Raw genomic sequence first — 13517 nt, forward strand, 5'->3', positions numbered from 1 at the left:
AAAGTTATTGTTCTGAAATCGATAACATCATTTACAATGTGAAACAAGTTAAATATTAACAAATGGAATTGATTAATTGGAGGGAATGGAATGCAAATATTGACGAAGATATCAGGTAAAAGCAAGGATTATCTACCGTTGCTGGATATGATCAATCAAGGTGTTCAAGTAAAGGCTGATTCAGTTGAAAAGAATCTAGCGAATGATAAGCTTGCTGCGTTCCTTGAGCAAGATATTGCGCGTACGGGTTTGGAAAAAATTCTCTTCCATTATAAACAAAATAAGGAAAAAAAGATACCGTTCCTGCCGGTCGATAAACTGATTTCGGAGGATGAGATCGATGATATTATGCAGGTGCTGAAAGAAGTATTAAGTTCAGGCCGTTTTACATCAGGCCCTTATATTCCAAAGTTTGAAAAGACGCTCGCAGCATACTTAGGGAAAAAATATGTCATTGCCACATCAAGTGGAACAGATGCCTTGATGATCAGTTTAATATCAGCAGGCGTCCATCCTGGAGATGAGGTCATCCTACCTGCCAACAGCTTTGCTGCAACAGAAAATGCAGTGCTTGCGATTGGGGCGGTTCCAGTCTATGTCGATATTGATCCAGACACCTACTGCCTAGCGCCGAATGAAATAGAAAAGCATATCACAGATAAGACAGTATGTATTCTCCCGGTTCATTTGTATGGAAAGCAAGCGGATATGAAGGCAATTTCGACGATTGCGAAACGGCATGGTCTATCGATCATTGAGGATGGCTGTCAGGCGATTGGCAGCAGCGGGCTTGGGGCATTTGGGGATGGACTTGTTCTCAGCTTTAACCCGTACAAAAACCTTGGAGTTTGCGGGAAGGCAGGAGCCATCGCGACAAATGATGAAGCCCTAGCAGAAAAATGCATGGAAATCAGCTATCACGGTTTTGAACCAGGAAAGAAAAACGTGAAGCGCAGTGACTATGGCTTTAATTCCAAGATTGATAACTTACAGGCCGCAATCGGGCTAGAACGAATGAAATATTTAGGTTTACAAAACTTTAAACGCTTTTACTTGGCAAAGAGATACATAGATCAGCTGCAAACGCTGGAAGACGAAGGCTACATAAAGCTTCCGAAGCTGACAGAGGATCATGTATGGCATCTATTCCCGATCAGAGTGGTGAAGGGAAGCCGAGATGAGCTGGCAGAGAAATTATTAGAAATGGGCATAGAAACAGACGTCTATTACCCAATTTTATCGCATCAGCATCAAACGAATCTTGTTTCTCAAAAGTATAGACAAACGGAACTACCACATACGGAAAAAGCTGTACAGCAATTACTTCACTTGCCGCTTTATCCAGGTATGCCGCTGCAAGATCAGGAGAAAGTCATCGAGGGGGTCCATCATGTTATCAAATCTTCCATTCAATAAAAAGCTTGTGCATCAACCGCAACATCCGCAGTGGATCGTCTTCTGTGATTTCGATGAGACCTATTATTCTCACGGAATGACCGAGGAGCAGAGAGAGGATGTAAAACGGCTGGAAGCTTTTGTGGCAGAAAAGAGCGAAGCCGGACAGCTCATGCTGGGCTGGGTGACGGGAAGCAGCCTCGATTCTGTTACGAGCAAAATGGAGAAAGGTGGTTTCTATCAATTCCCGCATTTTATTGCGTCGAATTTAGGAACTGAAATCGTGTATACATCAGATGGGAAATTTGGACAGCCGGATGCAGAATGGATGAAACGGCTTGATGCACAGGGCTTTTCAGACGAAAAAATCGAAGATATTCTGCAAAGCGTACGTGAAAAGGGGATCACTCTTAGGCCGCAAACGCAGCTGGGCAGCTCTGGGTATAAAAAGAATTTCTATTATCAGGAGCAGGATGAACGGACAGACCTTCATCATCTATCATTCATCCAAACACTTGCGAAGGAGCGGGGAGTGGCGGTGAACATCAACAAATGCAACCCGCTTGCGGGAGACCCGGCGGATTGCTATGACGTTGATTTTTTACCAGTGGGAACAGGGAAGGATGAAATCGTTCGGTTTATGCTGAATCAATATAACCTGTCAAAAGATAAGGGCTTTGCTTTTGGTGATAGTGGGAATGACCTGCGGATGCTTCAATCCGTCACGCACGGCTTTCTTGTCCAAAATGCAACAGCCGAAGCCAAACGGCACCATCATCAAATTTGTCATCATGGGTATGCAAAAGGAATCTATGAAACATTGAAAACAGTGATGTATAAACATGAGGAGGCACATTCATGAAGAAAATTGGAATTGTTGGAGCAGGGAATATTGCAAAAGCACATGCTAGAGCTTTATCAACGATCAAAGGTGCAGAATTATCTGGGGTCTATGACTTGCACGAATCCGTCGCACAAGGATTTATTAAACAGTACGGCGGACGGGTGTATGCCAGTATCGAAACACTAGCGGATGCATCAGATGGATTGATCATTGCTTCCCCTAACTTCTGTCACAAGGACCATGCCCTTCAGGCGCTTAGAGCAGGACAGCCGATTTTATGCGAAAAACCGATGGCTGTATCGTTAAAAGAAGCGAAGGAAATGGTGGAGACAGCCAAACAGTTCCAGGTTCAAGCCAGTATGGGCTTTAACTATCGCTATTTATCCTTTGTGAATATTTTGAAGAACTTGATCGCCAATGGTGAATTAGGACGCGTTTTGACAGTACGGACACATTTTAAGAAAAATAGTGCCCTTAGAAGAAAGACATTTTCGTGGAGAGATAGCGGCGAAAGTCTGCGTACAAGCGGTGCATTAGGAGATTTAGGGATTCATTTGATTGATATGCTGTGGTACTTATTTGGCAGTGAAATGAAAAAAGAATCCCTTAATACGAAGATGCTGACACATGTAAAGGAAAAAGAAGAGAAAAAGGTACAGGTTGATGACCATACCGAAATTTTTGGGCAAATGGAGAATCAAGTGTTCTTTCATTTGGTGACGTCCAAAAGTACGCAGCCCGAGGAATGTGGATTTAGTGTAGAAGTGGTGGGGCATGACAAGGTTTTTAAATACCATACAAACATGAAAAACGAATATGAGATCAGTGATGGTTTGTGTGTAGAGCGTCATCAAATGCCGCAAACATTGCTGACAGATCCGCCGAATGAATTTTATGGATGGTCTGATACATTCCGTGATCAGCTGATGCATTGGGTAAATACAAACTCATATCCATCTCATATGAAGGTAGCTGATTTTGAAGATGGTTATCGCGCGCAGGCTGCGCTGAATACATGCTTCGAGAGGGAAGAGGCTGTCGTCTCTGCCCGTGCATATTAATGAAGAGGTGGAGCGGAGGATATCATGACTCCGCTCCTTTTTAGAGGAAGTGAAAAGATGAAAAAGGTGTTTTATTTTGGCTGTATCTTTTATTTTTTTATTGGGACCATTCATGTGTTTTTTGGCAGTTTAACGCCTTATTTGCTGTCTAGTTATGATAAGGGTCCTGGGGAATTATCTTCTTTAATCTTCTTTCAGTTTATTGGTTTTTTGACAGGCGTTCTTTTGTCGCCCATTCTTGTGAGGAAAAAAGGCTATGGTACTGTTCTGACGATGGGATTGCTGCTGATGATCGGAGCGCTTCTTCTTGGCCTTTTAGTGCCGGGCTGGACGATTCTTGTGGTGGCAGGTTTTTTCCTTGGGAGCGGTGCAGGCAGTCTTGAGACGACGGCCGGGGCGTATGTCATTTCAATGGCAAACAGTGCAAAGCGAATCAGCATCATGGAGGTCTTTTTTGGATTAGGTGCATTATTATTTCCTCTATTGATTCTGTTGACTGTGACAGAGGAAACGTGGCATTATGTGTTTTTATTTCAAGTCGGTGCACTGACTTTTTTTCTCATGCTCTGGCTTACTTTTATGAATAAACTCCCTCGTGGGCAGATGGCGGCTCCTGTTCAAGACATGAAGAAATCGTCCTTGCTGTTTGATCGAGGGAATCGAATGATTGTGGTGCTGATGATCTGTTTTGCGTTTTTCTACGCAGGAATTGAAACGAACTTTGCGAACTTTTTACCGTCGATCATGCTGGAAAAAGGGGGAGACAACTGGGGTCTTTTTGCGGTCTCTACTTTTTGGACAGCGATCGTCATTGGCAGAACTGTCATTGCGAGAAAAGCCGATCAGCTGCATCCGCTGCGTTTTTTAAAGTTAAGCGCAGCACTTATGATTGTGCTGCTCGCCATATTTGCTCTAGCCACCCACATCGCCGCGCAGCTAATTCTTATCTTTTTCATCGGTCTGTGCGCAGCTGGCATGTTCCCTATTGCCCTAACGGCATCTGCATTAATGATTGAAAATGCCATCGACGAGGCCACGAGTTATTTTATTGCCGCCGCTAGTTTAGGTGGAGCTTGTTTGTCCTTTTTGATTGGGTTTAGCCTTGAGTGGGCAGGTGCGGCAAGCGCCGTCTTTGTTTTCGCCTTTTTAGCTGTTCTCCTTTTTGCGGCTGCCATTCAAATGAATCGATCTCGGAAAAAAGAAACCATACCCACACAGCCGCCGGCGATGAAAGCAGATCGATAAGCAGCTGATCTGGTGGCTCCTCCTTTTGTATAGCTTATCTTCAGAAAAGGTGACGAAGGACTTGTACTAAAACAACGAAAGCGTGAATAACATGTACAAGTCAGCATCAAAAGGAGGACGTCTATGTGGCGGTGTTTTTTGGTTATATCTTTTTAGGGTTGTCACTTTCAGCGCCTGTTGGGCCAGTCAATGCAGCCCAAATCGACAGAGGGATTAAAAGTGGATTTTGGCACGCTTGGATTTTTGGTGTGGGGGCTATGGCTGCGGATATTGTCTATATGATCCTCATCTATTTTGGTGTCGCCCAGCTTTTGACTGCACCTCTTGTGAAAACCTTTTTGTGGCTGTTCGGCTTTTTCGTTCTGACCTATACCGGTATTGAAAGCCTTCGTAAAATCAATTTGCATGAAAGCCCAAAGAAGGACGGAGGAAACACGTCGATCGGGCATTCGTTCATGACGGGATTTTTCATTTCCCTTTCCAATCCGCTTAGTATATTATTTTGGCTTGGGATCTATGGCAGTATTTTAGCCAATACGATTGAAAAGTACGGGGCATCTCAAATGCTGATGTACAGCATTGCTATTTTCATCGGCATGCTCTTATGGGATTTCTGTATGGCGCTGCTCGCCAGTACGTTTAGACGATATTTAAATGAACGGATTTTGCACGGCTTATCCGTTCTGGCAGGTCTCTCTTTACTCGGCTTCGGTGCTTACTTTGGATATCAAGGGATCATGGCGCTCATTGGATAGAATGGTTGATAAGAAAAAGGGCTAAAATCTAAATCATTTTAGCCCTTTTTCATATTTGACAATAATAGGACACTCTTCAATAATGATGGAAGATACATAAAATTGAAGGAGTTTTTGCCATGCGTATGTTCCTGCCAGCATTCAACTATGTGTGTATGCTGATGTTGTCTGTGATCACATCGACATTTGTTTATATCATGTTGTTTGCCTCAACTGAATCCGGATTCAGTTATGTGGAGGTCACCAGTCTTTTCATTTTGATCGCTTATGTCCTATTTGCTGCACCTATCCAAATGGTTTTACACCGTCATCCTGAGAAGTTTCGACGCCGTGATTTATTGGTTTATTTTATCGGGGCGTGGGTGGTTTGTACGGCGCTTGCTTTATGGATTGATTATGGTGTTGTCGTCTTTATTAGCTACAAGATTTATCTATTTAGCTTTTGTGCGGCCTTTATTTATTGGCTGCTTGATTCCGTCTTTTTAAAGAAGAAACAATCATAAAGGCTTTTCCCGTTTTTTCTCTTGAACATGAACGTGTATGACCTTCGAGAATCCGCTTGATACAAAAGCAAGAGCCGTCATCAGAAGGACCCAGTATAGATTGCTAAGGTCAAATCCAGTATAAACGAAGATGAAAATCATCGAGATCACAGACGTTAATATGAGGACAGGCCATATCCGTTTAAATAGCAGATAACCAACAAATCCCCAAAGGAAAGCCATCACTGGTAGTGTAAATAAGATCAGATACATCGGATGGAGAAAAAGAAGACGCATGTCATTCACCCATTTCTTTTATGATGACCGACTCTATTAGATAGAGGCGGCTAAATGATGATATGCAGAAGCATACTCATACATGATTAGATAAATGGAAGTGAATTCCTGCTTCATCCGGCAAATCAACCACCCTGTGAATGTCCAGTGAAAGTCGTTGAAGGACAGTCACCACAGCTTTTTCCTCCTCATAGGCTATGGAGAAGACGCTAAAACGAGGTGGAAAAAAATGGCCCAGCTGTATGCAAAAAGTTGCCTTGATCAAAATCTACGATCACTAGATGAATGGAAGCAGGATGCTTTCACACAGTTTGGAAAAATGGTCGGGGATGAGGCAGATACATTTCCGTGTGTACCAGGCAGACAAGGATTTTTTCTCGATCATTTGCGTTATGGATTTGTCGGTGATCCGCGGGGAGAAGAGGCCGTGAATGAATTAGCAGAGCTTTTAAGGGAATACCAAAGCTGCTCTAGGGAAACCGGTCAATATGCTTCTTTCATTTGCTTTTTTGAAACACCGCAGGATATGAAGGAGTATTCGCTCGAAGAGTATGAGGAGCAGTTTTGGTCGATGGTTCAGCAATTACATCAAAAGGATGAAATGAAATGGCCAGAGGAAATTCCATCAGATCCTGAAAATCATGAATGGGAATTTTGTTTTCATGGAGAGCCTTATTTTATTTTATGCGCGACACCAGCGCATAAGCTAAGAAAAAGCCGTCATTTTCCTTATGTGATGTGGGCCTTTCAACCAAGGTGGGTGTTTGAAAAGATGAACGGTTCCACCACATTTGGTCAAAAAATGAGTAAACTCGTTCGGAAGAGGCTGAAGGCGTATGATCAAGTTGATGTACATCCAGCATTAAAATGGTATGGGGATCAGAAAAATTTAGAATGGAAACAATATTTTCTCTCAGATGATGAGGCGGAGAAACCAGCCTCCGCCAAATGTCCATTTACTGCTTTAAAAAACATGATGAAATTATGATGCGGCCTGATCCTGTTTCCACTTTTTTCTCATAAAGAGTACCATGATGCCAATTACAGCAATGATTCCAAGGCTAATAAAAAAGCCAGGTCGTCCGCTTGCCTCTGTCAGAGTACCTGAAACAGCTGCACCAATTAAGATCAGGGCAAGAACCATTTCGCACGTTTGGCGAGTGGATGGCTTTGACAGTTTTTTGCTTGAAAGCAGAATAAACACCCATGTGTACAAAAGAGTTAAACCGGCTGCCGTTGTGAGATGCTCGTAAATGTGTTTGGACAAAAAGAGTGCCAGCAAAATCGAGACAATCAACCCTGCAGCAGTTAAAAGAATTGAAGACCATCTGACATGAGATGGTTCTTTTTGTTTAAAACAAGCAGGTGCATCCTGATGCTCCGACATCGTGCCAAGCAGCGTCGTGACCGCATAGAGGGAGGCAACCAATGTGGAAAACCCGGCAATAATGAAAATGCCATTAAAGATATGAAGAAAAATGGATAAATGAAATGGCTCCAGTGATGTAATAAATGGACTGCTATTCTCGTTAAAGGCTGTCACTGGCACCAGCAAAAGCGCAAGTCCGATGGAGACGATATAAATGACAGCAAGAATGATCAGCATCACACGTCCAGATTTTGCGGCGTCCTTCGGGTCTTTTAAATGAACCGCCATCAGCCCCATGACTTCAATCCCCCCGAAAGCATAAAACGCATAAATCAGTCCATTCCATAGACCGAGTGGGCCGAGCGGCATCCATTCATGGTCTTTATTTGGCAGGTGGAGGGTGGGCCTATGCTCTGTGAGAATGCCGCATAAAACAAGAACGGCAAGGACGACAAACAATAGGATCGCCCCGGTCTTCAGCACGGCAAGGACATTTTCCGTCTTTTGAAAAGAAGAAAGCCCAATGATAATCACAAGCAGGGCAAGAGCGGAATAAATCGCTGAAAATACCCAAAGTGGAATGGATGGAAACCAGTGACGAGTAAAAAGAGAAATCGCCGTCAGCTGACTCCCTGTGATGAGCATTTCTGAAAACCAATACACCCAGCCATTACTAAATCCCGCCCAGCGCCCATAGGCTTTTCGGGCATAGGAACAAAATGATCCTTTATCTGGGTTTTCGGCTGTCATCGCAGCCAGGTGTTTAAAGACGAGATATGTGCCGACTGCCGCAAGCAAAAATGAAATGCAGACGGAATAACCGGACTTTGTAATGGCGATGCTGGAACCAAGGAAGAAACCAGTGCCGATTGTACAGCCGACTCCGATAAGAGAAAGCTGCCACCAAGATAAAGATTGTTCTTCTTTCAATGCATGTGCAACACCTTTCTGATTCAATAGCATTAGCTTGTGACCGCCTCTTTTTTTTATACATGATCAAGAGGACGTTTTGGGCATACTGTCAACATGGAAAGGAGTGCATGTGATGAACGGAGAATACGTGATTTTACCAAAGGATGGGCTTGGTTTTCGGTTAGGAAAAGGACAATGTATGCGAGTGGTTGATGTCGAAGGGCAGCAAGTAGCAGATGTGATGGCTTATCATGAAAAGGATTTTTATGAAAAATTTGATCAAGGCGCTACAATGGACAGCCTGTTCTCTTCCAAGGTGAAAAAGGGAGATCAGCTTTATTCTAATTTATATAAACCAATGTTTACGGTCATTGAAGATACAGTTGAATGTCATGATTTATATATGCCTGCGTGCCGGCAAGAAATGTATCAGCTCTTATATGGGCGTACGCACCTAGAGGTCATGCATACATGCTACGATAATCTCAGGACGGCCTTTGAGCCATTCGGGATTCCAAAAGAGGATATGTATTATCCTTTTAATGTCTTTATGAATACAGTCATTGATGACAAAGGAAAGTTGTCTGTCGAGCTGCCAAAATCGCTCTCCGGTGATTACATCCGCCTGCGTGCAGAAATGGACCTCATTGTCGCGGTGTCTGCATGTCCTGCCGACATTGGAAAATGCAATGGCTCAAGCTGTACATCCATCCGAGTGGAGATCGATTGAAAAGGAAAGACCAGTCAAAGCGACTTGGTCTATTTCGTTTGTGAATGTTTGATCATTTATGAAAAAGGGGAACGTCTAAAAAATATCTTTTTTCAAAACATGATATAATAAAGTGGCTAAAATCGTAGGTAAATCAATTGAAATGGAAGTAAAACCTGTTCTCTTCATGTAGAGGATGCTTAGGAGGAAAAGTGTATGAGTTTGCAGAAAAAAATCACCCAAGAGTTGCATGTGCAGCCCTCAATTGACCCAAAGCAGGAGATCGAAAAACGGGTTGGATTTCTAAAGGCTTACTTGAAAAAGACCGGTGCAAAAGGATTCGTTCTCGGTATTAGCGGCGGACAGGATTCAACGCTTGCCGGCCGTCTCGCTCAGCTCGCTGTAAGTGAGCTTCGTCAAGAAGGAAAAGAGGATGCTGTCTTTATTGCAGTCCGTCTTCCGCATGGCACGCAGCAAGATGAAGACGATGCGCAGCTGGCTCTATCATTTATTCAGCCGGACAAGTCTTGGAAATATGATATCGCGCCTGCCGTGACGGCATTCAGTGAACAATACCAAAAGGAAACAGGCGGTGCGCTGTCTGATTTTAATAAAGGGAACGTCAAAGCACGCATGAGAATGATCGCACAGTATGCCGTCGGTGGACAGGAAGGCTTACTTGTCATTGGAACGGATCATGCAGCCGAAGCTGTGACGGGCTTTTTCACGAAGTATGGTGATGGCGGTGCTGATGTCCTTCCGCTCACAGGTTTAACGAAACGCCAAGGACGGTTGCTGCTTGAGACCCTTCAGGCGCCGGAGCGATTATACTTAAAGAAACCGACAGCCGATCTGCTGGATGACAAGCCTCAGCAAACGGATGAAACAGAACTTGGTATTACGTACAATGAAATTGATGATTACTTAGAAGGAAAACCAGTTTCAGATCAAGCAGCAGAAGCGATTGAAAAACGCTATGTTCAATCAGAACATAAACGTCAAGTACCAGCTTCTATGTTTGATGACTGGTGGAAATAAAATAAGTGACCTCTCCAGAAGATGGAGGGGTCTTTTTATGTCAAATTTCAGCTGAATTTGACAGAATGAATCGAAAATGGTTCATTAATTAGTAGAACGATATACATAAGTCTGTTTGACTAAATAAAGGATGAATTGAAGAATAAGTGGTGAAATAATTAGTTCGATTCACTTAATTTCTCATCAAAAGACAGTATTTTCAGAAAAAATGATTGACGATAAAAACGAATGCGCTTACAATGAAAACACATTCCAAAAAGTGAAATTGAATTCCACTAGACGGAATTAAAGGAGTCGTTCATCTCCAAATAAGAGGCTAAAGGAATGATTCACACGATGAAAAATCGAAGTGCACTGGAAATATACAAAGAAGGAGGCGCTTGGTGGGAGACTGAGATTAGTCATATTCAAAAAAATTCAATTGAACTTCGGGGCTATCCAATTGAAGAGCTTATTGGTCAATTATCGTATCCACAAATGCTTTATTTACTGCTTGTTGGTGAATTACTAGATGATTCGAAGGCAACTCTTTTTGAAAGTGTTCTGGTCGCAGGTGCGGATCATGGGCCAAGGGCACCGTCTATTGCAGCGGCAAGAATGGCGGTTACATGCGGCATTTCGTTTAATTCCTCTGTTGCAACAGGGGTGAATCTATTAGGTGATATTCATGGCGGAGCCGGAGAAAAGGCGATGCGTATGTTATACGAAGCCAAAGCGGTTTATGATGCACAAAAAGATATGAAGTCTGCTGCAAAGCAAGTATGTCAGACGTGGTTAGCTCGCAAGGAAAAAATTCCGGGAATCGGCCATCAGCTGCATGATGATGATCCGAGAGTGAGACGGCTGTATGAGCTGAGTCAAACATATGTGCAGCAAGGTGATATCAGCGGAACGTACTTACGGTTAGCTGAGGCGATTAGACATGAACTAGAACAATTAAAAGGGAAAAAAATCACGATGAACATAGATGGTGTATCTGCTGCGATCCAATGTGAATTAAGCATTCCAGCTGAAGCGGCAAAAGGCATCTTTTCCTTATCCAGAGGAATGGGCATCGTGGCGCATGCATATGAAGAGCTGACAAAAGGTGCCCTAGTGAAAGGTCCTTGTCCGAATGAAGAAAGACTTGTTCGTTATGCGGGGGTCGGGACGCGTCACTTGAAGGAGGGTGAGAGAATTTGAGTGAATTGAAAGCGTTGTCATATATAAACGGCGAATGGCTGGATGCAAACCATGTCAAAGAAGACATTATCAATCCATACTCTGGGGAAATGATCGGTACATCCTATCTTGCATCCTCAGAAGATATAGAACAGGCGCTTTCTATTGCGCAGCAAGCTAAAAAACAAATAGCGGCAATATCAGCATTAGAACGTTCAACGCTTCTAACAAAGGCAGCCGCCTTATTGGAAGAACAAAAAGAGCATTTTGCAAAACTCATTTCTTTAGAATTAGGCAAACCGCTTAAAAATACAAGAGATGAAGTCTCACGATCAATTGAAACGCTGGCGCAGTCAGCCGAAGAAGCCAATCGACTAATCGGTGAGACCATTCCTGGCAATGTATCTTCCCGTGGACAGAGAGCAATGGCGATGACATTTAAAGTGCCGGTTGGGGTTGTGCTGGCGATTACGCCTTTTAATGCGCCTCTCAACTTAATTTGTCACAAAATCGGTCCAGCTTTTGCGGCAGGGAATGCCATTATTTTAAAACCAGCACCGCAAACATCAGCTGTTGCCACAGCGTTTGTTAAGCTCCTGCTTGAAGCAGGGTTTCCTGAAAAGAGCCTGCAGCTTGTGATTGGAGGAGTAGACGCCGGCAGACAGTTAGTCACTGATGAAAGAACCAATCTTGTTTCTTTTACTGGCGGTGCGGTGGGCGGAGAACATATTTCAAACTCTGCTGGATTAAAAAAGGTACTGCTAGAACTCGGAGGAAATGGAGCGACGATTGTTCATCATGATGCAGATATCGAGCAAGCCGCATCTCTTTGCGCTAAAACGGGCTTTAGCAACTCTGGTCAAAGCTGTATTTCTGTTCAAAGAATTTATGTTCACAAGCAAATTTTGTCGACATTTACTGAGACACTTAAACAAAAAGTAGAACAGCTCGTCGTTGGAGATCCGCTGTCTAGTGAAAGTGATATCGGCTGTATGGTTGATGTACAAGCAGCAAAACGTGTGGAGGCATGGATACAAGAGGCAGAGAAAATGGGTGCCGAGCTTCTATCTGGAGGACAACGAAATGGCGCAAGCATCACACCGGCTATTTTGCTAAACCCTCCAAAACAAGCCAAGGTTGTCTGTGAAGAAGTGTTCGGTCCAGTTGTCAGTGTCCTTCCATACGAGGAGCTGGATGAGGCAATCAAAGAAGCAAACGATAGTCGATACGGTCTGCAGGCAGGCGTCTTTACGAATCAACTGGATATTGCGTTACACGCAGCAAAAGAGCTTGAAACTGGCGGCGTTGTCATCAATGGGACATCGAATTTTAGACTGGATCATTGGCCATATGGCGGAATTAAACGAAGCGGTATTGGAAGGGAAGGCCCGCGTTTCGCCATCGAGGAGATGACCGAAACCAAAATGGTTGTGCTGCCAAATGGGCTATAAAGGGGGCAGATGGATGTGAATATCTTTCAACAAAAGGTAAAGAGTGCGCAGACAGGCGGTCAGCCGATGATTTGTACGCCGCTCATTGGACAAACAAAGGAAGAATTGTTTCTTGAAGTTGAGGTGTTAGCTGAGAAGAAGCCTGATGTGATAGAGTGGCGAGCGGATTTTTTCAATCACCTCAATGACAAGGAACAAGTCATCACCACCCTGAAAGGGATGATTGAAAAGGCAGATAACATCCCATTTTTATTCACCATTCGTTCTGAAAAAGAGGGCGGCGAACGCATCTCACTCTCAGAGGATGAAAAAGTGTCCCTGCTTGTCGAGCTTTGTGCCACTCAGCTTGTGGCTGCCATTGATTTTGAATTAATGCATGATGTCTCGCATATCCAGCAAGTCAGTCAGGCGGCTAAGAGAAACGGGGTCATCTTGATTGTGTCGTACCACGATTTCCATCGTACCCCGGAGGCAGATCGGCTTGTGGAGCTATTCACCAATGCAGAATCGGTTGGCGCCGATATCGCAAAGATTGCCGTCATGCCGCATTCCTATGAGGATGCACTGACACTGCTCTCTGCGACAGGCAAGGCGAAAAAGGATCTGTCCATCCCCGTTATTTCGATGGCGATGGGGGAATATGGTGCCTTCACAAGAATGGTAGGTGGACTCTTTGGGTCTGTCATGACCTTTGCTGTAGGGAAAGAAAGCTCGGCACCTGGACAAGTTGCGATACAGGATTTGAATGCCGTTCTATCGATTGTGTTTTCAAAGAATCAGTGAGTAGCAGATTCATAG

Annotated in this window: 13 protein-coding genes; 12 read left to right on the forward strand and 1 reads right to left on the reverse strand. The window is 43.8% G+C overall.

The features are described from left to right. Positions 1–90: 90 nt before the first annotated feature. From NST01_RS01740 to NST01_RS01775, 7 genes are all read left to right on the forward strand, one after another. On the forward strand, positions 91–1416 hold the full coding sequence (locus tag NST01_RS01740; protein ID WP_181891150.1) for a DegT/DnrJ/EryC1/StrS family aminotransferase: 1326 nt from the start codon (positions 91–93) through the stop codon (positions 1414–1416). Next, a complete protein-coding gene (locus tag NST01_RS01745) occupies positions 1391–2257 on the forward strand; it encodes an HAD-IIB family hydrolase (protein WP_017366565.1) in 867 nt (288 codons plus the stop codon). Before NST01_RS01740 ends, NST01_RS01745 begins: the two co-directional genes overlap by 26 nt. After that, complete coding sequence (locus NST01_RS01750) at positions 2254–3300, forward strand: Gfo/Idh/MocA family protein (protein ID WP_007498302.1); 1047 nt, start codon at positions 2254–2256, stop codon at positions 3298–3300. The genes NST01_RS01745 and NST01_RS01750 overlap by 4 nt, the downstream gene beginning before the upstream one ends. A 57-nt stretch (positions 3301–3357) precedes the next feature. Continuing rightward, complete coding sequence (locus NST01_RS01755) at positions 3358–4545, forward strand: MFS transporter (protein WP_098680986.1); 1188 nt, start codon at positions 3358–3360, stop codon at positions 4543–4545. 125 nt (positions 4546–4670) lie between these two features. Beyond that, positions 4671–5300, forward strand: a complete 630-nt coding sequence (locus tag NST01_RS01760; protein ID WP_008342111.1) for a LysE family translocator — start codon at positions 4671–4673, stop codon at positions 5298–5300. Between the two features lie 119 nt (positions 5301–5419). Continuing rightward, entirely contained in the window at positions 5420–5803 is a 384-nt protein-coding gene (locus NST01_RS01765; protein ID WP_046342568.1) for a UPF0715 family protein, read from the forward strand. 505 nt (positions 5804–6308) lie between these two features. Further along, positions 6309–7067: a YqcI/YcgG family protein gene (locus NST01_RS01775; RefSeq protein WP_017358572.1), complete on the forward strand. Its 759-nt coding sequence runs from the start codon at positions 6309–6311 to the stop codon at positions 7065–7067. On the opposite strand, the gene NST01_RS01780 is transcribed toward NST01_RS01775, so the two are convergent. Further along, entirely contained in the window at positions 7062–8411 is a 1350-nt protein-coding gene (locus NST01_RS01780; protein ID WP_007498290.1) for an amino acid permease, read from the reverse strand. The genes NST01_RS01775 and NST01_RS01780 overlap by 6 nt on opposite strands. Positions 8412–8493: 82 nt before the next feature. Between NST01_RS01780 and NST01_RS01785 the strand changes: the two genes are divergently transcribed. From NST01_RS01785 to aroD, 5 genes are all read left to right on the forward strand, one after another. Further along, positions 8494–9090, forward strand: a complete 597-nt coding sequence (locus tag NST01_RS01785) for a DUF1989 domain-containing protein (RefSeq protein ID WP_008342104.1) — start codon at positions 8494–8496, stop codon at positions 9088–9090. A 195-nt stretch (positions 9091–9285) separates the two neighbouring features. After that, positions 9286–10107 (forward strand): ammonia-dependent NAD(+) synthetase, encoded by an 822-nt coding sequence (gene nadE / locus NST01_RS01790; protein ID WP_098680988.1) that lies wholly within the window; start codon positions 9286–9288, stop codon positions 10105–10107. 324 nt (positions 10108–10431) lie between these two features. Next, complete coding sequence (locus NST01_RS01795) at positions 10432–11289, forward strand: citryl-CoA lyase (protein WP_341041382.1); 858 nt, start codon at positions 10432–10434, stop codon at positions 11287–11289. After that, positions 11286–12719, forward strand: coding sequence for an aldehyde dehydrogenase family protein (locus NST01_RS01800; RefSeq protein ID WP_098680990.1), 1434 nt, complete (start codon positions 11286–11288; stop codon positions 12717–12719). Before NST01_RS01795 ends, NST01_RS01800 begins: the two co-directional genes overlap by 4 nt. 9 nt (positions 12720–12728) lie before the next feature. Beyond that, complete coding sequence (aroD, locus tag NST01_RS01805) at positions 12729–13502, forward strand: type I 3-dehydroquinate dehydratase (RefSeq protein ID WP_341041384.1); 774 nt, start codon at positions 12729–12731, stop codon at positions 13500–13502. Positions 13503–13517: the final 15 nt, after the last annotated feature.

It is taken from the genome of Bacillus sp. FSL R7-0166 (assembly GCF_038008935.1).
GTDB classification, from domain to species: Bacteria; Bacillota; Bacilli; order Bacillales; family Bacillaceae; genus Bacillus; species Bacillus altitudinis.